Here is a 21,463-nt window from a genome sequence, read left to right on the forward strand (position 1 = left end):
AGTCATGGCAGGCGGTTCCACCACCCAGCGGCGCGTGGCCCTTCACGAGCGCTTGCGCGACATCGACGGCGCGGGCGACAAGAACGGGCTGATATCCGCGATCAGGAGCACCCTCGCGGTGCCCGCCCCGGCCGGCGACCCGGGCACCATCGAGGCGACGGGGAACCGCTACCGGCGGGCCACGGCCGACTCCGAGGAGGTGCACACCAACGTCGAGCGGGTCGCCAGGGACGGGCTGCCCGACGTCTGGACCGGCACCACCGGTGCCAAGGCGGGCGAGGTGGTCGGCGCGGCCGCCCGTGCCGCCGACCAGATGACCACCGCCTTCCACCAGGGCGGCCTGATACTGCTGACGCTCGCCGACGAGCTGCACCGCGCGCAGCACCTCGACCGGCAGGGCCGCCCGGAGCTGGAGCAGGTGCTGAACCTCCTCGGGGACGAGGACGGCTGGTTCGACAACCTGATCGAGAAGGACGCCGAGGAGGCCGAGCGCAAGCGGGCCCAGGAGATGGCCCGGAACGCGACGCGCGTCATGATCCAGGGCGCCGAGATCGCCGACGACGCCGCCCGCGCCGCGGCCCGGGATCTCAACAAGCTGGCGTCCGAGGCACGGGCCGGGCGGATGGACACGGACGAGGTCTCGGCCGCCGACAAGCTGGTGCTCGCCGACGCCTCCGGGGCCGACGGCCCGGCGGAGTTCAACGAGCTGCTGTCGGCCAACGACCTCAAGCGCTCGGGCGAGTTCCTGGAGAAGCTGAGCGACAAGGACCAGGCGGACTTCCAGAAACTGCTCGCCGAGTCCAAGTCCCCGCAGGAGCGTGCCTACCTGATGAAGGCTCTGGCGTCAGGTCACGACATGGGCCAGATCCGGGACTTCCAGGCGAAGATCCACGGCAAGGACCCGCACTGGCTGCGGGAGCACCTCACGCCCGTCCGCACCGAGGACGAGGACACCGGCAGCGGCGGCAGCAACGACAACGGCTCCAACAAGAACACCGACGACGTCCGGTACGGGAAGCGGCCGTGGGCCCAGGCCGGCGGTGAGGGCACCTGCGTGGCCTCGTCCACCATCACCGCCCGGGCCATGGTCGACCCGGTCTACGCCCTGGAGCTCACCGGCGGCCCGACCGGCACCGACGACGACCCCGACGCGTTCCGCCGGCGCCTGCTGGACGAGCAGCACCGGGTGCACACCGAGGGCGACGGCGGAGCCAACTGGGGTGGGATGGGCGAGGACGGGCAGAAGAAGATCGCCGGGGCGGAGATCAGCCCGCACACCGGTGCGCAGTACGAGTACAAGCACCTGGAGAACCCGGACGACCGACGGGCGATCCTGCCCGGCATCGAGAAGGCCGTCGCCGAGGGCAAGCCGGTGCCCATCGTCGTCAACGGGAAGGACGCCGCCCACCAGATGATGATCATCGGTCAGGAGGGCGGCATGCTGCAGATCTACAATCCCTGGGGCACCACCACGTGGGTCAGCGAGGACGACTTCGTCAACAGCCACATGGGCGCGGCCTCCGACAACCGTCTGCCCAACGCCTACGGCGTCCAACTCCCGAACTGAGGCCCCGTCATGGCACCCCGCCCCCTGCACGCCGTCCCGGCCCTGACGGCGGTGCTCCTGCTCGCCAGCGGCTGCGGGGACGCCGAGCCCGCCGAGCCCGACCGGGGCAAGGTCTTCGCCGCCGACCGGCCGGCGATCGAGGTCGCCGCCGGGGCAGAGTTCTCCATCCGGGTCGAGGACAACCCCTCAACCGGGATGACCTGGATCGTGGAGGACCCGCAGCCCGACCCGGCCGTCGCCCGCTTCCAGGACAGTCGCTATCAGCCCTCGGCCAGCGGCGAGGGCAAGGCCGGCGCCGGCGGCACCCGCGATCTCACCTTCCGCGCCGAGGCCGCCGGGCAGACCAGGATCGCGCTCCGCCGCTGCCTTCCGACCAGCTGCACGAACGGCGAGATCCGCCCCGGGCAGGAGCAGGACGTCCAGCACCTCAGCTACACCCTCACCGTCCGGTGAGCTCCGCCACCACCCTCCTGAGAGCGAGGTGCTCATGAACACGCACCGGCAACGGACCGACGACGACCTGGCCGAGCTCGACATCCCCGCGCTGCTCCGCTACGGCCTCTCGGCGGGCGGCGCACGACGGGCCGCCCTGTTCGGCGAAGGAGCCGTCGCGGCCGCCGTCGCCGCCGACCGGCTCCAGGTCGTGCCGCGCTCCCTCGGCTACCTCGCCGAGGTGGTCCGGGCCGGCGGCACCCGCTACGCCGCCGACCTCCCCGAGCCCCTCCCCGGCCCCGAGCCCACCCGCCTGGTCCAGGAGTGGCTCGACACCGCCGCGACCGTCACCGGTGGCGTCGACGACGACGAGGTGCTCGCCCGCTGGCTGGACGCCGTCGCCGAACTCCTCGCCATGCGCCGGCGAACCGCCTGACCCCGGACAGGCGACCTGGTCAAGGGGCACCGGCAACGTCCGGTGACACCTGGTAGCAGGCCGGTGGTCGAGGGGAATCCAGTTGTGGCCGGTACCAGGGCAGATGCGAAAATCGGCAGATGAAGCACACCATCAGGTCCGTACGGCAGGAAGACTGGGCCCTGGTCCGGGCGTTGCGTCTGGACGCCCTGCGGGATCCGGTCGCGCATCTCGCGTTCCTCGACACCTACGAGCAGGCCGCCGCCCTTCCCGACGAGTTCTGGCAGGGCCGTGCCGCCGGCGCCGCCGAAGGGAAGACCGCCCGGCAGTTCGTCGCGGAGGCCGCGGACGGACACTGGCTCGGCACCGTCACCGTGCTCGTCGAACGGCCCGGCGTCGAGACCTTCTTCGGCGATGTCCCCGGGGTCCCGCAGACCCACGTTGTGGGCGTCTTCGTCCGACCCGAGGCGCGCGGCACCGGGCTGGCGGAAGAACTCTTCCAGGCCGCCTTGGGCTGGTCCTGGTCACTGACCGAGCCGCCGGTCGAGCGCGTCCGGCTCTTCGTGCACGAGGACAACACCCGAGCGGAAGCGCTGTACGGCAAGGTCGGATTCAAGCGCACCGGCCACTCGGTCCCCGTCGCCGGGCAGCCCACGCGCAACGACAACGAGCTTGCCCTCCTCCGCGGCTGAAGGCGCGGCGGTGTCCAGGCCGACTCATGAACGAGCGCGTTGACGGCCTGGGCGAAGGCAGGCGAAGCCAGGACGGTACGCGGTGACAGGATCGGACTGCTCCTCCCCCGCACCACTGCCCGCGACGACGCGCGCCCAGGGCCGAGCCGCGGGCATACCGCTCCGCCAAGCCGGTCACACCGGCCTGCCGGCGTCCTCCGCCGGCAGGCCCGGGGAGCGTGGCGGGGGCCCGGTCCGCGGGCGCGGCCGGCGGGCAGGTCCCCAGCGAGGCGAGCATGTAGCGGCCCACCACCCGGCCGCGCAGCGCGGGGGCGACGGCGAGCTGCAGCCGGGCCTCGGCCGCCGTCATGAAGAGCAGCAGCGCCGCTCCGGTCGGTACCGGCAGCAGGGCGAATACCCCTTGGGGCTTCGCCCTGCTGGGTGGACACGCTGATACTGGATCTGCTTGATCGGAGGAAGCGAGAACCTCGGTGCCCGACTACCGGGGCACCGGCGAACGGTCCTTCCTCTGAGCGGGTTAGGCTGCCACCGTGAGCAAGAACATCAACAACCCCGTGGGCATGGGCGGTGGCCAGCGGAAGCGGCTGTCCCGCACCGAACGGCAGAACAACGGTCCGCACCGCAACCTCGACCGCCAGGGTGCGGCCGACCAGAAGGCGGAGCTGGTACGCAAGATGCGCGAGAAGGAAGGCGCAGCTGAGGGCGCCGGGCAGGCGGGCGACGACACCGCACAGACCTGACGCGCTGCCGCTCGCAGGGCGCGGGCACCGCACGGGGACGGGCTTTGCTGCCGTCCCCGGTGCGGTCGGCCCCGTTCGGCCCTTGGCGTGTGCACTCTTCGGTCTGTACGTGCAGACCCGGCACCCGAAGGCGCTGGTGCCCGCGCCGGGCGCGCCTTGCCCGGTGTGGCCCCGGCCCTGGTCGCCCACCCGACTCCAAGAACCGCCGCCCCGCGACCCGCTACGACGTGGGCCTGCTCCTGAGCCCTACCGTCCGCCGACCCGTCACCAGGCCGGCGCCGAACCACGCCGTACCGGATTGAACACAAGCTGAGCGGGTGGCGGGCAGGCGGCCCGCCTCGGAGCGGGACTGTCCGGGGACAGGACTCCGAAGCGGGGCCGCGGTGCGCACGCCAGGGGCGGTGGTGCGCTCGTGTGGAGAGATGTGCGGGGTCGGGCTCAGGTCAGGGCGTTGGCCAGCCAGTGGGTGAGCAGGGCGGTCTCGCCGGTGACCGTGATGGCCGGGTCGGTGGCGGGGAGGCGGCGCTTGAGGAGCAGGACCAGGTCCGCGCAGCCGCCGGTGACGACGACGTCGGCGGATCCGGCGGTGGCGACCGGGTCGGTCTCGGCCCGCGGCCCGTCCGGGGTGCGGGTGACGAGCCAGGCCGACGGCGCATCCGGCGGCGCGTCGGTGACGCGGAAGAGCAGCGTCTCGCCTGTGCCGCGCAGGTTGGTCACCTTGGGGTCGTAGAACGGGACGGTTGCCGGGTCGCTCAACGCCGCGAGCCAGAAGTCGACGGAGTCGTAGGAGAGGTCGGCGGACAGCCGGAACTCCCGTCCGGCGAGCAGCTCGACGTCCGCCCGGTGGACGGCGACCTCCATCGCGCCCCACCGGGCCCAGAAGGCGGTCTCGTGCGGGCCGAACGTGGTCCAGACCGGCGCGTGCGGGCCGCTGTCGCGCAGCGCGGCGACGAACCGTTCGGCCCCGTCTACCAGCCAGGCGGTGAGCTTGTCCCGGCCGTCCTCGTCGCCGAACTGCGCGGGCGAGCCCAGGGCCAGGTCGTTGACGGCGTCCGTCCAGTCCGTCTCGCCCTGACCGGCGCCCTCCGCCGCGCCGGTCGGCGGGATGAACTGCGGTGCACGGACCTCCACCAGCATGGCGCCCCAGGCCAACGCCTGGTGGAGGTGCTCGGCGAGGTGGCCCGCGGTCCACCCGGGACAGGTCGGGGACGGACGGTCCAGCTCGACGGTCTCCAGGGCCCGCACGAGGAGGTTGGCCTCCTCGGCGATCCCGTCGGACAGCCGTCGGTAATCGGGTCGTGATGCTGGCACGGGGGGGTTCCCTTCGGAAGGGGGTGGGGGCAATCGCTTCGTGCGGCTGCTTCGTTAGTCTGCGATGCGTCGTTGACACGGCGTTGATACCGCGCTGACACGGGCGCACGCCCCCGCTGATGGTGCTCTCTGCATCTACCGAACTGGAGGTGCCCGGCGGCAGGGCCGAACTGGAGAAGGGGACCACCCAGCTCGCTCGGCGCACCGTCACCGGCTCCGGGTTGTGGGTCATGTATCACAGAGGGCTCGGACCGGGCCCCCAACCCCGGGACGACCGTCGCGCGGGTACCAGCCCGCGAAGTCCTTGTCGCACCACAGCCCGTCCAGCCGGTCTCTGGCCCACATCGCCGTCGCACCACCTGGGTTGGTCGCCGCGCGATCTGCGCGGTCAGAGACGGGACTTGCTCACTGAGTGGACGTCAACGTCCACTCAGTAGTCCTTCATCGCCATCGGCGGTGTCTCGCCTCCCTCGGATCAAGCGCGATCCGGTATCAGCGTGTCCACCAGGCAGGGGGAGGCCCAGCCCGTCGCCTCACCCACAAGACCGGCAATGCCGTGAACCGGGAGCAGTGCTTCTCGAGCGGACCTGGAGCCGGGCGCCTGGCAAGGCACGTGCCGAAGCGGCCTTCGGCTTCGGGCCCGAGGGCCGCACATCACTGCTCACCGACCGGGCGACTGCTCTCGGCACGGGTTTCGGCCGGCAACCGGCCGCCATCCTCCCGGGGTACCCGGATAGGACATCTGGCCCTGCCACGGCCAACCAGGCTCCAATCCTCTGTGAAATTGGGGACATGGACGATCAATCGACAGTCGACGAAACGGCGCCGGTCACCCGCAAGCGGACCGCAGAGGGCCGACCGTGGTGATCGTGCTGGTGCTGACGGCGGCCGCCTTCGGGACGGGCGCCAGTTGGCTGGGCCACCGGCTGGTCCACCAGGGCAAGGCGCCGGACCCCGGTCCGGCAGTCGGCACGGCGGTCGGCGCGGTGGCCTCCTTCTTCATCTTCACCGTCGCTTTCCTCACCGTCACCGCCACCAACAGCATCAACGCAGCCCGCCATGACGCCTACGTCGAGGCCGGCGCGCTCACCGACCTCTACCTCGCCGCCGGCACCCTCCCCGACCCCGCCCGCACCGACCTGCAGCGGATGACCCGGGACTACACCGAGGGCGTGATCGTGCGGGAGTGGCCGAACCTGCGTGAGGGCCACACGGAGCCCCGCACCCGGGAGGCGGCATACGCCCTCGGCGCCAGGGTCGACCAGGAGCTCGCCGGGGCACCCGCCCACACGGCGACGGACCTGCACGACGCGATGCGCGCGGTTCTCGCCGGGCGCCGCGCCCGGAATGCCGCCGCCAGCGAGGGCGTGCCCCGCATTCTCATCCTGACCCTGGTCGGCACCGCCTTCCTCACCGTCCTCTTCCTGGTCCTGATGGGCTGGCCGAAGGGGCGCCGGGGGTCGGTCGGGATCGGCGTGGTCTCGGGACTGTTCGCCTTCGGGATCTGGCTGGTGATGCAGCTGAACCACCCCTTCGGCTCCGGCGTCCACGTAGATCCCACTCCCATTCGGGAGGCGCTCGCCCACATGAACGGCGCCGCCCCACTGCGCTGACACGGCGTCGGCGCGGCCATCACCCGCCCGCTGCCCGGCGCGACAGCACCGCACGACGGTCCGAGACCGACTTCGGCACCCCCGCAATCGCCCGCCGTCCGGCGGCAACCGCTCTCCCACGTACTCCGCACGAAGGAGACTGATGTCCCGTCAGCGATTCCCGTACCTGCTGGCCGCCTGCCTGCTGGCCCCCGCTCTTGCCTTCCCGGTCCCGGCCCTCGCCGTCGCCTTGCACGACCACCAAGGTGGCCCGTCCGGAGAAGAGCCGCAGCGCGCCCTCGACCTGCCCGCCGTCACCCCCGAGCAGGTCCGGGCCGAGGTCAGCCCCGAGGAGGTGAAGGCTCTCGGGCAGGAACACGCCGATGAGCACGCCCGGACCCGACTCGGCCTGCGCGCGGCCGGGGAGTACCCGCAGTCCACCCGCACCGCCCGGCTCAAGGCACTCACCGACTCCCAGACGCAGCTCAACTCCGCCCTGGACCCGGCGACCGTCGGCGTGTTCAAGGAGTACTTCCCCTCCCCGGACTTCGCCGCCCACATCGCCATGCTGCCCACCGGCAAGGTACTGCTCTTCTCCTTCGAACGGATCGAGACCAACCCGCAGAAGGAGCCCGCCCCGACCGACGTGATCGGCGCCGAGAACGCCGGCCGCGCCTTCCTCTGGGACCCGAACAAGGGCACCGGCCCGGAGGCGTTCAAGAAGGTCACCCCGCCCACCGTCGTGATGCCCGACGGGCTCAACCAGCCCCGGCCCGCACCCTTCTTCTGCTCCGGCCACTCCTTCCTGCCCAACGGCATGCTCGGCATCTACGGCGGCAACCTGGGCGGCAACGGCGGCAGCGGCGCCAAGCTTGCCCTGCTCTTCGACCCCTGGTCGGAAACCTGGACGCAGAACCAGGACATGGCCACCGGCCGCTGGTACCCCTCGGTGGTCACCGGGCCGGACGGACGGCAGCTCATCATGTCCGGGCAGTCCGAACTCGGCTGGGGCACCCCGACCCCGATCGTCGAGCGGTTCCCGGCACTGAACCGGCCGGTACCGTTCGCCAAGACCGACCGCCCCGCCAACCAGCCGCTGGACCGCTTCAAGGCCGACGCCCCCTTCACCCGGGACTACCCGCAGCTCTTCGCCCTGCGCGACGGCCAGATCTACGCCTTCGGACGCCAGCCTGCCGAGCAGTGGGTCTTCGACCCCGTCGCCGAGACCCGCAGCGACCTGCCGCCCCGCCCGGACGGCACCACCCGCAACTACGGCTCGGCGGTTCCCCTGCCCGGCGGCTGGGAGGGCCCGGACTCGGCGCTGATCCTCGGCGGCGACCGGGACAACCCCCGCACCTACAAGTTCGCCGGCGGCAAGTGGACCACGGAGCAGCCGCGCGCCATCGGCCGCACCCAGGACAACACCCTGGTCCTGCCCGACGGCACCCTGTTCACCGTCAACGGCGCCTACGACATTCGCGACTACGGCAACGGCCCGTACAACCCCAACGCCGACCTCAAGTACCGCCGCACCGAGCTGCGTGACGCCCAGGGCAGCTGGCAGCCCGGGCCGGTCCAGCGGCTGCCCCGCGGCTACCACTCCAACGCCGTGGTACTGCCGGACGGCCGCGTCCTGGTTACCGGCGACGAACTCCAGCAACTCGCCAACAACCCCGACATCACCAGCGACATGAACGGCACCATCGAGATCTACGAGCCCGCCTACCTGCACCAGGGGCCCAGGCCGGCCCTCGATCAGGTTCCGCAGCGACCGCTGCCGTACGACTCCAGGTTCACCGTCACCACCTCCACCTCCGACCAGGTCCGGCGGGCCGTGCTGCTCTCCCCCACCACCGCCACCCACTCCGTCAACACCAGCCAGCGCCACCTCGAACTGCGGATCAAGGCCAGGGAGGGGAACACCCTCACCCTGCAGGCCCCGCCCAGCGCGGCGGCCGCGATCCCGGGCTGGTACATGCTCTTCCTCCTCGACGCCAACGGGGTCCCCAGCACCGCCCAGTGGGTCCAACTCGGCCCAGCCGCCCCCAACGACGGGACCGTCCTGCACTGACAGGGCACCGGGTGCGCCACCGGCTCTCTCTTCCCCCCGCCCCGCCCACGCCTGGAGGTTCGGCCACCTCGTGAACCCGCCCACTCCCGCGTTGCGCCGCCGCACCCTACTGGCCGGAGCGGCGGCTGCCGTCGCCGCTCCGGCCCTCGGTGCCCCGGCAGCGGCCCTCGCTCCACAGGCGCTCCCACTGCGCACGGACGACCGCATCCAGGGCGACATCCTCGCCGACTTCGACTGCCGGCAGCGCCACCTGCTCCTGCTGACCTTCGGCCGGCGCGACGCCGCCCTCGCCTGGCTCGACCGCCTTCTCCCCCAGCTGGCGACCACCCGCCAGGTCACGTCCAGTTCCCCGGGCGACTCCCCGAACGCGATGAGCCTGCTGTGGACCGGACTCTCCCTCACCCACCCCGGCCTCGCCCTACTGGCCGACCGCGACCCGCTGCCCGCCGCCCCCGCCGACAGCTGCGCCACCGCCTTCCGCCAGGGCGCGGCGGCCCGCGCCGCGCTGCTCGGCGACACCGGCCCGGCCGCACCCGAGAGCTGGCGGTTCGGCGGCCCGGCCGAACCGCCCGTGCATGCCGTGCTCACCCTCGCCGCCAACCACCCCGGCCGGCTCGCCGCAGCCGTGGACGAGCAGCGGGCAACCGCCACCCGCGCGGGCATCACGGTCAGCGGCGAACAGGCGGCGGCCGCCCTCCCCGGCGCACACGCCGGCACCGAGCACTTCGGCTTCCGCGACGGGATCAGCCAGCCCGCCGTGGCCGGCTTCGACCCGCCCGACCCGAAGCACCCCGACCGGCGGCCACTGCCGGCCGGCGAGTTCGTCGTCGGCCACGGGAGGGCACGCGACCGACCGACCGGGCTGCCCGCCTGGGCCCGGGACGGTGCCTTCCTGGTGGTCCGCCGCCTTGCCCAGGACGTGCCGGGCTGGCAAGCCCAGCTCGACGCCCAACTCGCCGCGCTGCACAAGGCCGGCGCGGTCCCGCCCGGCGCAGACCGCAACTGGCTCGGCGCCCGACTGATCGGCCGCTGGCCCTCCGGTGCCCCGCTCACCGCCTCACCCGACGCCGACCCGGGCCCTGGCGCACCGTCGACCGAACCGATCAGCTTCGCCGACGACCCCGACGGGATCATCACTCCGCTCTGGTCCCACCTGCGCAAAACCAATCCGCGCGACGGCCTGGTCCTGTGCCCGGGCACCCGCCCGCTGCCGGCCGACCAGCTCGACGGTCACCGCATGCTGCGCCGCGGCCTGCCCTACGGGCCCCGGTACGAGCCGGCGTCCGCCGCAGCCGAGCGCGGCATGCTCTTCCTCAGCTACCAGGCCGACCTGGTCGACCAGTTCGAGTTCGTCCAGCGCGCCTGGACCGGGACCCCCGACTTCCCACCCGGCCGCACCCCACGCCCCGGCACCGACCCACTGCTCGGACCGGCCGCCGACATCGCCTTCGAGACCCCTCCCCCGACCCCCGGCGGCACACCCCGCCCGCACCGCCTCTACTTCACCCCCTTCGTCCGCACCGAGGGCGCCCTCTACGCCTTCACCCCGTCCCTCCCCACCCTGCGCGCTCTCGCCACCGGCACCCTGGACCGCACCCCGATCGAACCGTGAGGGCCACGATCGCCCCACCCCCTGGACCAGGGCGGTATCCGCCCGCGAAACGCAACAAGCAGCCCGGCCCGCCCCCACCCCCACCGCCGGGCCGCATGGAGAAACCCTCCGTGCGGCCCGGCGCCGCCTGCCTGGGCTTGGTCACCCGGGCATCTACGAGCAATCCGGACAGCCCACAGCCGGTGACGTTCGTAGTCGGTTTTCCACAGGCCGAACCGTTCGTGCTGGTCACGACAGCAGGGGTGCCCTACTCCAGCGGCTTGACATCGCGGAAGCGCCGCAGCACGTTGCCGACTGGTGAAGAGGCGGTGTTTACACGGGGCGGTGGACGGCTTTGCCGGCACTGCCGTCGAAAGTATTGACACTCTAATTGTGAGCGTTAACACTCTTGCAACGAGCGGGCGTCGCACCGAGACCTCGGGGGCGACGCTCGGCCACGCGAAGGACTACGGCTCCACCGTCAGCAGGACCGACCGGCACCTGGAGATCCCCCGACCACGTCGAACTCGGCAAGCTGTAGCGCCACTCCTGCGGTAGCCGGTTCGAGCCGAACAGCCTTTGTGCGCGGATCCCTTGGCCGCTGTGCTCCCCGTTTTCTTCTCTTACGCACCATGGAGTTCGCCATGTCGGCTCACCCGTTCAACCGCCGTGCCATGTTCAAGGCGACCGGCGTCGTGGCCGTGGCTGCGGCTGCCGGCCCCGTCCTCAGCACCGTCTCCGCCGCGGCGGAGACGCCCCCGGTCAGGTCCGACGTCGGCGTGACGACGGTTCCGTTCGAGCTGGGTCAGGTCCGGCTCACCAGCAGCCGGTGGCTCGACAACCAGAACCGCACCCTGGCGTACCTCCGCTTCGTCGACGTCGACCGCCTGCTGTACAACTTCCGCGCCAATCACCGGCTCTCCACCAACGCCGCTGCTGTGAACGGGGGTTGGGACGACCCGGGGTTCCCCTTCCGCACCCACGTGCAGGGTCACTTCCTCTCGGCGTGGGCCCAGGCCGCCGTCGCGCTCGGGGACACCACCTGCCGCGACAAGGCCAACCAGATGGTGGCCGAACTCGCCAAGTGCCAGGCCAACAACGCCGCTGCGGGCTTCTCCGCCGGCTACCTCTCGGGTTTTCCCGAGGCCGACTTCGCCAACCTCGAAGCGGGCAGGCTGAGCAACGGCAACGTCCCGTACTACTGCGTCCACAAGACCATGGCCGGCCTGCTCGACGTGTGGCGCCTGCTGGGCAACACCCAGGCCCGCGACGTGCTCCTCGCGCTCGCCGGCTGGGTCGACCGGCGTACCGCCGCGCTCAGCTACGGCACGATGCAGTCGATGCTGGGCACCGAGTTCGGCGGCATGAACGAGGTGCTGGCCGACCTCTACCAGCAGACCGGTGACGCCCGCTGGCTGACCACCGCCCAGCGGTTCGACCACGCCGCGGTCCTCGACCCGCTCGCCGCGAACCTGGACCAGCTCAACGGCAGCCACGCCAACACGCAGGTGCCCAAGTGGATCGGCGCCGTCCGCGAGTACAAGGCCACCGGGACGACCCGATACCGCGACATCGCTGCCAACGCCTGGGCGATCACCACCGGCTCGCACACCTACGCCATCGGCGGCAACAGCCAGGCCGAGCACTTCCGGGCCGCGAACGCCATCTCCGGCTACCTCACCGACGACACCTGCGAGCTCTGCAACTCCTACAACATGCTCAAACTGACCCGGGAGCTGTGGCAGCTGAGCCCCGACCGGGCCTCGTACTTCGACTTCTACGAGAAGGCGCTGCTCAACCACGTCATCGGCGCCCAGAACCCGGCCGACCCGCACGGCCACATCACGTACTTCAGCTCGCTCAACCCGGGCGGCCGCCGGGGCAAGGGGCCGGCCTGGGGCGGTGGCACCTGGAGCACCGACTACGGCACGTTCTGGTGCTGCCAGGGAACGGGCGTCGAGTCCAACACCAAGCTGATGGACTCCATCTACTTCCACGACGGCACCACCCTCACGGTGAACCTGTTCCTCCCGTCCGTCCTGGACTGGACCCAGCGGGGCATCACGGTCACCCAGACCACCGCGTTCCCGGCCGAGGACACCACGACGCTCAAGGTCACCGGGAGCGCGAGCGGGACGTGGTCCCTGCGTGTCCGCATCCCCGGCTGGACCTCGGGCGCCACGATCAGCGTCAACGGCGTCGCGCAGAGCGTCGCGGTCACCCCGGGCACGTACGCGACCGTGACTCGGTCATGGTCCACCGGTGACACCGTCACCGTGAAGCTCCCGATGCGGGTGGCCCTCCAGGCCGCCAACGACAGCCCCGGTGTCGCGGCGATCACCTACGGCCCCGCCGTGCTGGCCGGCAACTACGGCAGCACCGCGCTGTCCGCCCTGCCGGCCCTGGACGCCGCCACGATCACCCGGACCAGCAGCACCGCCCTCGCCTTCACGGCCACCGCCGACGGGGCGACGGTCAACCTCGGCCCGTTCTACGACGCTCAGGGCTTCAACTACACCGCCTACTGGCGGACCGACAGTTCGAGCGTCCGGCTGGTCAACGCGGGCAGCGGTCTCGTCCTCGGCATCCAGAACATGTCCACCGCCGACGGCGGCCTGGCCCTGCAGTGGCCCGACACCGGCACCGCCGACCACAACTGGGTCCTCGTCGTCGACGGCACCGCACTGCGGCTGCGCAACGTCAACAGCGGCAAGGTCCTCGGCGTGAAGGACATGTCCACCGCCGACAACGCCGCGATCCTCCAGTGGAGTGACACCGGCACCGCGGACCACCGGTGGACCGTCGTCGACGCGGGCAACGGTTACCACAAGTTCCAGAACGTCCACACCGGCAAGCTGCTCGGCATCGAAGGCGGCTCCACCGCCCAGGGAGCCGCAGCCGTACAGCTACCCGACAGCGGCACCGCCGCCGGCCAGTGGCAGTTCCTCCCCGTCGGTGCCAGGCGGATCCAGAACGTCGCCAGCGGACTCGTCCTCGGCATCCAGAACATGTCGACCGCCGACGGGGGAACCGCCCTGCAGTGGGCCGACAACGGCACCGCCGACCACCTCTGGACGGCCGCCCTCGACACCGGCGGCTACCTGCGCCTGCGCAACTCCAACAGCGGCAAGGTCCTCGCCGTGGAGAACGGCGGCAGCGCCAATGGCGCCCGGATCGTCCAGTGGGCGGACAACGGCGCGGCCGAGCACCGCTGGCGCCTGCGCCACGGCGGCGGCGACACCTTCAGGATCCAGTGCGCCAACAGCGGCCGCGTCCTCGGCATCTCCGGCGCCTCCACCGCCCAGGGAGCGCAGGCCGTGCTCTGGGACGACAACGGCACCGGCGACCACCTGTGGCGGTTCATCTGATCCGGCGTCGGGTGCCGCGGCCGCCGCAGGGCGGTCGCGGCACCACGTAGGAAGCCGCTCCATCGCGTCTGTCACTGCGTCCGAGGGGGAGGTGGGGAGGAGTCACGGCTGGTGCCCTGTTCAGGCGGTCTTGAGCTTGTCCTGGAAGGCCGAGTAGTCGATGACGGTGTCGGCCGGGGGTGCCTGGACGGTGACGGGCTTGTCGAAGTCGCTCAGGTCCATGTGGTCGGTCTGGGGGCTGTCGGTGCGCTCGACCCTGACCAGGTAGGGTTTGCCCTCGGTGGCGATGTACATGGTGCTGCGCACGCCGTCGGCGTCGGTGGCGACGAGGCTGAGGGTCTTGACGCCGTTGGTGGTTCCGGCGCTGCCCTTGGTGTAGGTGCTCGGGGTACCGTCGTCGTCCTTGGCGATGCTGTCGACCAGGTCGCACATCGAAGCCGTCTGCGTGACGGTCGCGTCGTTCTGGCCGCCGGTGAGGTAGCGGCCCTTGAACAGTTCGGCGGCCATGGCGCCGGCCCGCGGGCCGCCCTTCTGCGTGGCGAGCTGCTTCCAGAAGACGGCGTCCGGCTTGAGCCACACCTGGGCGCTGGTGCGCAGGATGTCGACCCGGCCCGTGGCGGGGACGCTGACGGTGCCCGCGCAGTTGCCCTTCCTGTCCGCGGCCAGTTGCAGCGTGGTGCTGCTGCCGTCGTTGGTGACGCTTCCGTCGATCTTGACGGAGGTCAACGCGGCCGTGGCGGCCTGCGCCTGCTTGGCGATCTCCGCGCCACTGAGGGTGTCGACGGCCAGGCCCTGCACCGCCGGGCTGCTCGCGGGAGCCGACGCGGAGCCGCTCGGCGTCGAGGGGGTCACCGTCGCCGCAGCGGTCGTCTTCGTGTCGTCGCTGCACGCGGTGGCCATCGCTGCCAGGGACAGGCAGAGGACAGCGATGGACGCAAGGCGCTTGGAGGGCATTGACTGGTCCTGGTCTCTTGGGGCGGGTCGAGCCCGCGGTGAGGTCACAGCCCGCGAGAGTGGCGGGCCGCGTGGTCGGTGCGGGTGCGGTCAGTGCTCGGGTCGGCCGAGCAGGGGGTCGAGGACGTCGGCGCGGGCGGGTACGGTGACGTCGACGGGTACGCCGAGGCGGGCGTAGCGGATCGTGGTGGTGCCGCCCTGGGCTGCGGGGTCGGGGGCGTGGGCCTGCTGGATGAGCTGGTCGCGGTCGTTGACCCAGTAGTCGACGGTCGCCTGGCCCGGGCTGGTGTCCTCGAAGTAGTAGTCGGCCCGCATCACGGCCCGGTAGTGGGTGGTGTTCTCCTCGCCGAGGCGTTCGCGGCCGACCTTGGCCACCGCTTCGAGCGAGGACTTCTCCAGCCCGCGCGTGGGGTCCAGCCGGCGGCCGAACGCCACCACCGGGGCGAGGCCGAGCCCGGCCTCCCTGCCGACCACGGGATCGGCCGGGTCCAGCCGCTTCCAGTGCCGCCCGCCCAGATAGGCCGAGTACTCCGTGTTTCCGCCGACATACACGCCCCGGTCGACCACGCGCACCTGGACGCCGTCCGTCCGGGCCGAAGTCCCGAGTTCGGCCCGGGCCTGCGGCCGCCACGACGCGAAACCCTCCCAGCCGCCGTCGAGCGTCACCTCGGCGCTTCCGGCATCGGCCATGACCGTCATCACCGCTTTGAGTACCTGCTGCGGCGAGCGCGGCACCACGTGCGGCTCAGGAACGCTGCACCCGACCGCCAGAACGGGGACGGCAAGGACAGGGGCGATGAACCGGATGGTGCGCACGATGGAGTTCGGGCTTTCTGCGAGCGGGGACGGCGCGACGGCGGCAGCGCTCCGACCATCCTCACCGAAGGATTCGCATACGGCTCTCCGGAGAGGGGGCATCGTGACGAACACCGCACCCAGCGAGCACTGTCAGCACTGATCAGAGCGCCGGCTCCCTCGGGCCGGCCGGCGAGTGCTCGCGCGGCTTCGCTCCACCCTGTTCAGCGAGCGTGATTCCGGTGGCCCTGGGCGCTGGTGGCGCCGGCAGAGTGTCACCGAAGCCCAGTACCAGGCCGAGCCGACCGAGCACGATCTCACCGAAGCGCAACGCCGGGGACACCAGGCCGAGCAGGACCTGAGCGTGCGCGCGCCGCTTCAGGCCACTGCCGAAGGCGCTCTTGCCGGCCGAAGTTGCTCGGTGAGCACCGGCCGGCCCGCCATGGACCGGTACTCCGCTCGCAGGATGCCCTCGGTCCGGCGGCGGGCGAGCGCCCACAGGAGGTGTCCGTCGCGGCAGGCAGTCCAGGCTCCCCAGCCGGGATCCCTGAAACCGCCTGCACAGAGGATGAGGAACCCCAGCCGATGTGCGGCTGGGGTTCCTCGGTGCGGTGAGTGTCGGTCAGCAGGTGGAGTTGCCCACGCCGTGGACAGCTCGTCCACGCGTCGGCGGACCGCATCACATCGCGATCACCGTGGATCAGGCGGGTCAGCGCTGCAGGGTGAGCAGACCCGGCCGGTACGGAAGGCTGGTGTAGTCGGTGCCCGCCGGTATGTTTTTGGGGAGCCCCTGGTAGAGGAACTGCAGGTTGCAGGGATCGATGGTCTTGGTCTGGTCGGGGTTGTTGCGGACCAGGTCACCGTGGCTGACGCCCTGGGCCCAGGTGGAACCGCTGTTGGCCTGGCCCGCGAAGGGGCTGCTCTCGCTGCCGGCCTGGACGGTCCACGGACCGTTCAGGCTGGAGGCCGTGAACGAGCGGAAGTAGCGGTTCGTACCCTGCGCCTCAACGATCATGAGGTACTGGTTCTGGCCCTGGACCTTGTAGACCTCCGGCGCCTCGAACAGGAGGTCCGTGGTGTCGCTCATGACCGTCGTGTACGAGGTGCCGAAGTTGCCGGGGAAGTTCCCGATCGGCATGCTCGCCCGGTAGATCTTGCCGTTGTCGGCGGCGAAGAACAGGTACATGTTCTGGTCGTCGGCGATCATGGTCGGGTCGATCGGGGCGTCCTTCTGGCCCTGGGCGTTCACGGGGAGGCTGCCGGTGAACAGCGGCTGCGAGGCGGACCAGCCGTTGGGGTTGGTGGGGTCGCTGGACGTGCGGTAGTAGAGCGGCCACTGGCTCCACTGGGACACCATCACCCAGACGTTCTTGGGTGCGAAGTAGAACACCTCGGGCGCGACTGCGGGATCGGTCATCCGGGTCTGGGTAGCCGTCGCCATGTCCGACCAGTTCGTGAAGGGACTGAAGCCCGTTGAGCCCCACGACGTTCCGTTGGAGGTGGTCCCGTAGACCAGGTGCTTGCCGTTGTACGTGGTGGTGCTGAAGTCCTTCAGCGCGACCTGCCCGTTCGCCGGCTCCGCCAGCGGGCCGCTCGAGGTCCAGCGGTAGGTCGACGGAAGAGCGCACGCGCCGGTGCCGGCGTCGGCGACGGGGACGAGCTGCCACTGCTGGTTGCCGCCGCCCCAGTCGGCGTACTGGACGATCTTGCCGCCGTCGGCGGTGGAGGCGCCCTGGACCTCAAGTGCCTTGCTGCTGTGGCGGTTCAGCAGGCGGACATAGCCGTCGGCGGAGTCGGCGAGGCGGAACTGCTGGTTGGTCGCGTTGAGGTCACTCCACTGGACGACGTCGGTGCCGTCGGCCGAAGACCAGTTGTAGTCGTCCAGGACCTTGCCGGAGTTGCGGTTCTGCAGGCGGTAGTAGCCGCTGCCGGAGTCCAGGAAGCGCCACTGCTGGGCTTCGTTGCTGCTGCGGGTCCACTGGACGACGGGCGAACCGTCGGCGGTGGCGAAGTTGTAGTCGTCGAGGGCTTTGCCGCTGTTGCGGTTGACCAGCACGTACCACTTGCCGGTGTCGACCGAAGCCGCCGAGGCCGACGACGGGTTCACCATCGCCAGGAAGCCGGCCACGAAGACCATCGACAGCAGGGCGGCCATCCGCAGCCGCCATCCGCGCCGCGTCGAGGTTCGTGGAGCTGTACCGAGAGCGTTCATCTGCACCCTCCTGGGGGCGACTTGGGCAGGGGCCGGTCCTTGTCGGTACGTGCGGATCGGGCACGGCACGTCCGAGGCGGCGGCAAGACGTGACCCCTGAGGGGGTGGGGGCACCGGGTCTCCGACAGATTGTTAGCGCTAACAACTTGAAAGTCGAACATCCGGCGTGTTGTAGGGAGAAAACCACGCGGCATGAGAGGTCGTCAAGTGCCGTGCCGCAACCTGTCCGTTACTGAGGCGTCATCAGAATCTCATCCTGTCAAAGCTGTTGACCGGACGGATGTGAGCGCTCACCCTCTTCGGTGCGGGTGTCAGTTGGCCTGACCCTGTCGGTGAGCTTGATAGTCGCGGTCAGGCGCCACGGGTTCGCCAGGACCGCGACCGGAGGATCCCTTGCTCCTCCGGGAACGGGACTGTACGGTCATCGACTCTGTCCCGTCATCGGTGGTAATGCTCTGTGGTGGTCACTGAGGATGCGGTGTCGGAGCAGAGGAATCCGGCTCGGCCGTGCAGCCGTCTCGTGATCTTCCTTGGTTCGTGTGTTGACGCCCTCGGTACGGCCGTTGTGGTGCAGGATGGTGAGTCCGGCGTCGACGGCGGCACGGTCGTGAAGGAGCGCAGGTGGGGGCAGGGCGACCGAGCGAGCTGACGCGATCCAGGCGGTGAGCTTGGCGTCATTGCCCTCCGTCGGCGTCAGTAGTTGCGCGAACTCGTTTGCCAAGCAGGCGAGTTCGGCCATCCCGGTCTGCTGCGGAATCGGCGCACTCGTCGGCTGCGGTTCGGTGGCCCCCCGTTCATGGGCCGCTGCCACGGCAGCAGCAGGCCACCGGCGGAGTCGGATCAGGCGACCTGGTCAAGGGGCACCGGCCAAAGCCCCGAGGTGGTTTGCCGGGTACTCCCCCGCCCGTATCGCCCTTGCCCCCCGGAGGCGATGGTGCTTCATCGAGGATGCCCACACGGCCATCGGCGCCGGCACCCACCCCGGACCCCGCGCCGGCGCGCCCGTCAGAGATCCCGCGCCCGGGCCGGACCCGGGCGCGCGAGTCTCCGCACCTCTGAGTGCCTTTCAGTAGTGGGTGGTGCGGCCCGAGGTGGCGTTGCCGCACCGGACCGGGGTGTGTCAGGAGGAGGAGGAGAAGAAGCTCATGGTGATGCAGGCGATCTCGTTGTTGGTCTGGTCGGTGAACGTCAGGGTCCCCGTGTATTTGCCCTTGGGCGCCTCGATGGGGATGTGGAACGTGACCTGCGGGCCATAGGGGCCCGCCGCAGCCGCGGAGAGACCCGACGCCTCGTTCACCAGGGCCACCATCCCGAACTTGATCACGGTCTGGACCGAGCCGCCGGTAATGGGACCGGTAAGGGTGCCGGTCGGCGTCACGGTCAGGCCCTGTCCTCGCGCTGGTGCCTGCGGGTCGAACGACACATGAAACCGGACGGCGCCTGGCGGCCCCGGCCGGGTCCGTGCACGGCAGGCTCAGAGCGTTACCCGTTCTCGATACCTCCTGGGAAAGCTCACAAGAGACGTCGAACTGCAACCTCGCAAGGTCCCGTTGCTCTTTCGACGCCATGAGGAACAGGTGCCCGAAACGCCAACTCTCATGTCAGCCTCAGACCCAGGGGTGTTGCAAAGTCCGATGAGCTCGTGAGTGCGCCGGTCAGGCGATGCCCAGGAGGTCAAGCGGGCGGGTGAAGGGCTCGTAGGAGGCGTGCCGGAGGCCAGCGGCGATGTTGTGGTGCCCTGCAGCGCGGAGGGCGTTGATCGTCAGGTTGCGCAGGGTCGCCATGTTCTCGGGGCCATGCCCGGTGCGGACCCTGGACGCGTCCTCGCGGAAGGTGGTGTCGCGGACCAAGTGGAGACGGTTCTCGATGGTCCACTGCGACCTGGCGAGTTGGCCGAGCCGCTGGGGCGAGGCCTGTTGTGAGGTCAGGTTCGTGATCGCGTAGACGGTCTGGCGGCTGACGGTGCCGGTCGCGAGGTCGGTGCGGTAGCGCAGAATGCGTGCGGCCTGGACCGCGTGGGGGAAGGCCATGCCCAGGTCCGTGACGGTGAGGGCCCTGGTCACCCGGGTCTCTCGGCGCCCGTGGCCGACCTGGCGGTCGTAGCGGCGCGCGGTGACGTCCTTCCACGGCAACGACCGCAGCCTGCGGTGCAGTTCGGGCTGGTTGGCCTTGACCACCAGCAGGTAGTGGGCGTTCTTCTGCTCCACCAGGAAGCGCACGTGGCCGCGCTGGGTGTGCAGAGCGTCAGCCGTGACCGTGACCCCGGTCAGGTCGTAGGGCGCCAGCAGCGCGGTGAAGCAGGTGATCTCGTTGGTCTTGTCGGGCACTCGCAGCTGGGTGACGGTCCGGCCGTCGCCGGTCATCGCGGCCAGGAGGTGGGCGGCGGGCGAGGTGCCGTGTCGGGAGCCGCGGGCGGCCTTGCCGTCCACGGCTACCGAGTCCGAGCCGACCGGATCAGCGCCGGTCAGGTCGGCCAGGCCGCCGGGGCAGGCCAGAGCGATGACCCGCCGGATCGTGGCGGCGCTCGGGGCGACGCGCACGCCCAGTGCTCCCGCGAACCGGGCGCCGAGGCGGGCCAGGGTGTGCTGCGGAGCGTTCCCGGCCCACTGGCCGATGGCCGCGTAAGAACGCGCGCTGGCGACCACCGCCGAGGCGGCGACCAGGAGCACCGCCACGAACGGGTGACGCACCCCTCGCCGTCGACGCGGATCGGGCAGCAGCCGCAACCGCTCCACCAGCGACAGTCCCGCCACGCCGTCCATAGCGGGCGACTTGATCAGGCAGACGGTGGCAGACTGGCGGCACATCGAAGCTCCGGCGGTTCAGGGCGACTTGAGAAGGTCACCCGTTCAACCGGAGGTTCGTTGCGTCCGTGACGGGCCGACTCAGACCTCTCACACCATCGTGACCTGCGGACTCAGGGGCTCACCAAAACGTTGAAACGACCCTGACCTGCATCATCTTCTGAACCGACGGGGTGCCGGGTACGTGGAGAGCCCGTGCGGCAGCGGCCCTCTCCTGTGTCCATGACGCGGCGGGGCGGTCGCGCGGAACCTCGCGCCGCTCGCTGCCATCCGGCGCCAGTCAAGAACGCATAGGCTGGCACACCCCGTCGCGCGCAGGGCACAACTGGCCGCCGAGCCGCGAGCCCTGGAAGGGGACTGCGAAGCGACTCACCGCGAAGGTGACCACCCGGCCCGGGCCGAGGGCAACAGTCCGTGAGCGTGCTGGGTGGAAGGTGTGGGGCGTATCCCCTGTCAGCACGATTTCGCTGTCGATTCCGGGGAACACGGCGAAGATGGCTGGGTCGAACTGGGGCATGCCGATCAGGCTCGTCTGGTTCGCAAGCTCGTCGATCGGCCCGAACATGATCGTCCGCCCGCGGTCTCGGGTGAGGGCAGCGACGCAGACGTTCACGTCGTCCGCCAGCCACACGACGTAGGCCCAATCGCGCCCGTACGAATCAAGCACCAGCATGTTCGATAGCTCCGGCCGGGGACAACGCTCCGGCGGGTCCTCGAGCCTGCCCAGGATCCAGTGGTCGTCCGCACTCGCATGTCCGGTCAGCACAACGGGGTGCCCGACTGGAGCTGTCGTGGGTGGTGCCGGCGCCGCAGCCTGAGTGCTCCTAGCCGAAGAGGTCGGTTGGGCTGATGACGCGCTCGCCTCGGGCCGTCCCTCCACTGGCCCGCACCCGACCACCATCAACCACAGCAACAGCGC

16 protein-coding genes and 1 pseudogene are annotated in these 21,463 nt (G+C 70.8%); 9 read left to right on the forward strand and 8 right to left on the reverse strand.

Features of this window, described 5'->3' with window-relative positions; translation table 11 throughout:
- Positions 1-4: 4 nt before the first annotated feature.
- The 5 genes from OHV05_RS00105 (at position 5) to OHV05_RS00125 (ending at position 3,846) form a co-directional block, all read left to right on the forward strand.
- Positions 5-1,567: a peptidoglycan-binding protein gene (locus OHV05_RS00105; RefSeq protein ID WP_405015663.1), complete on the forward strand. Its 1,563-nt coding sequence runs from the start codon at positions 5-7 to the stop codon at positions 1,565-1,567.
- 9 nt (positions 1,568-1,576) lie between these two features.
- A complete protein-coding gene (locus OHV05_RS00110) occupies positions 1,577-2,020 on the forward strand; it encodes a protease inhibitor I42 family protein (RefSeq protein ID WP_405015664.1) in 444 nt (147 codons plus the stop codon).
- A 34-nt stretch (positions 2,021-2,054) separates the two neighbouring features.
- Positions 2,055-2,435: a hypothetical protein gene (locus OHV05_RS00115; RefSeq protein ID WP_405015665.1), complete on the forward strand. Its 381-nt coding sequence runs from the start codon at positions 2,055-2,057 to the stop codon at positions 2,433-2,435.
- A gap of 119 nt (positions 2,436-2,554) precedes the next feature.
- Positions 2,555-3,106 (forward strand): GNAT family N-acetyltransferase, encoded by a 552-nt coding sequence (locus OHV05_RS00120; RefSeq protein WP_405015666.1) that lies wholly within the window; start codon positions 2,555-2,557, stop codon positions 3,104-3,106.
- A 530-nt stretch (positions 3,107-3,636) separates the two neighbouring features.
- A complete protein-coding gene (locus tag OHV05_RS00125; protein WP_405015667.1) occupies positions 3,637-3,846 on the forward strand; it encodes a DUF6243 family protein in 210 nt (69 codons plus the stop codon).
- Between the two features lie 438 nt (positions 3,847-4,284).
- Here OHV05_RS00125 and OHV05_RS00130 read toward each other — a convergent pair whose 3' ends face one another.
- Positions 4,285-5,157 carry a maleylpyruvate isomerase N-terminal domain-containing protein gene (locus OHV05_RS00130; protein ID WP_405015668.1) on the reverse strand — a complete coding sequence of 291 codons (873 nt, stop codon included), beginning with the start codon at positions 5,155-5,157 and terminating at the stop codon, positions 4,285-4,287.
- Between the two features lie 860 nt (positions 5,158-6,017).
- On the opposite strand from OHV05_RS00130, the gene OHV05_RS00135 reads away from it, so the two are divergent.
- From OHV05_RS00135 to OHV05_RS00150, 4 genes are all read left to right on the forward strand, one after another.
- The gene (locus tag OHV05_RS00135; RefSeq protein ID WP_405015669.1) at positions 6,018-6,770 is read left to right on the forward strand and encodes a hypothetical protein; all 753 of its coding nucleotides are present in this window, start codon (positions 6,018-6,020) and stop codon (positions 6,768-6,770) included.
- A gap of 142 nt (positions 6,771-6,912) precedes the next feature.
- On the forward strand, positions 6,913-8,820 hold the full coding sequence (locus tag OHV05_RS00140; RefSeq protein WP_405015670.1) for a galactose oxidase-like domain-containing protein: 1,908 nt from the start codon (positions 6,913-6,915) through the stop codon (positions 8,818-8,820).
- A gap of 70 nt (positions 8,821-8,890) precedes the next feature.
- The gene (locus OHV05_RS00145) at positions 8,891-10,432 is read left to right on the forward strand and encodes a Dyp-type peroxidase (protein WP_405015671.1); all 1,542 of its coding nucleotides are present in this window, start codon (positions 8,891-8,893) and stop codon (positions 10,430-10,432) included.
- Between the two features lie 623 nt (positions 10,433-11,055).
- Entirely contained in the window at positions 11,056-13,779 is a 2,724-nt protein-coding gene (locus OHV05_RS00150) for a beta-L-arabinofuranosidase domain-containing protein (RefSeq protein WP_405015672.1), read from the forward strand.
- A 120-nt stretch (positions 13,780-13,899) separates the two neighbouring features.
- Here OHV05_RS00150 and OHV05_RS00155 read toward each other — a convergent pair whose 3' ends face one another.
- The 7 genes and pseudogenes from OHV05_RS00155 to OHV05_RS00185 all read right to left on the reverse strand — a co-directional run bounded on the left by OHV05_RS00155 (position 13,900) and on the right by OHV05_RS00185 (position 21,217).
- Positions 13,900-14,733 (reverse strand): hypothetical protein, encoded by an 834-nt coding sequence (locus OHV05_RS00155; RefSeq protein ID WP_405015673.1) that lies wholly within the window; start codon positions 14,731-14,733, stop codon positions 13,900-13,902.
- A 90-nt stretch (positions 14,734-14,823) separates the two neighbouring features.
- The gene (locus OHV05_RS00160) at positions 14,824-15,423 is read right to left on the reverse strand and encodes a hypothetical protein (protein WP_405015674.1); all 600 of its coding nucleotides are present in this window, start codon (positions 15,421-15,423) and stop codon (positions 14,824-14,826) included.
- An 814-nt stretch (positions 15,424-16,237) separates the two neighbouring features.
- Positions 16,238-17,740: a non-reducing end alpha-L-arabinofuranosidase family hydrolase gene (locus OHV05_RS00165; RefSeq protein WP_405015675.1), complete on the reverse strand. Its 1,503-nt coding sequence runs from the start codon at positions 17,738-17,740 to the stop codon at positions 16,238-16,240.
- Positions 17,741-18,161: 421 nt separating this feature from the next.
- Positions 18,162-18,476 (reverse strand): annotated as a pseudogene (locus OHV05_RS00170) (hypothetical protein); the annotation flags it as partial.
- A gap of 384 nt (positions 18,477-18,860) precedes the next feature.
- The gene (locus tag OHV05_RS00175; protein WP_405015676.1) at positions 18,861-19,163 is read right to left on the reverse strand and encodes an ML domain-containing protein; all 303 of its coding nucleotides are present in this window, start codon (positions 19,161-19,163) and stop codon (positions 18,861-18,863) included.
- A gap of 232 nt (positions 19,164-19,395) precedes the next feature.
- Positions 19,396-20,547, reverse strand: a complete 1,152-nt coding sequence (locus tag OHV05_RS00180) for an ISAs1 family transposase (protein WP_405015677.1) — start codon at positions 20,545-20,547, stop codon at positions 19,396-19,398.
- 277 nt (positions 20,548-20,824) lie between these two features.
- Entirely contained in the window at positions 20,825-21,217 is a 393-nt protein-coding gene (locus tag OHV05_RS00185) for a hypothetical protein (RefSeq protein WP_405015678.1), read from the reverse strand.
- Positions 21,218-21,463: the final 246 nt, after the last annotated feature.

This window comes from Kitasatospora sp. NBC_00070 (genome assembly GCF_045041205.1).
In the GTDB taxonomy this organism is placed as follows: Bacteria; Actinomycetota; Actinomycetes; order Streptomycetales; family Streptomycetaceae; genus Kitasatospora.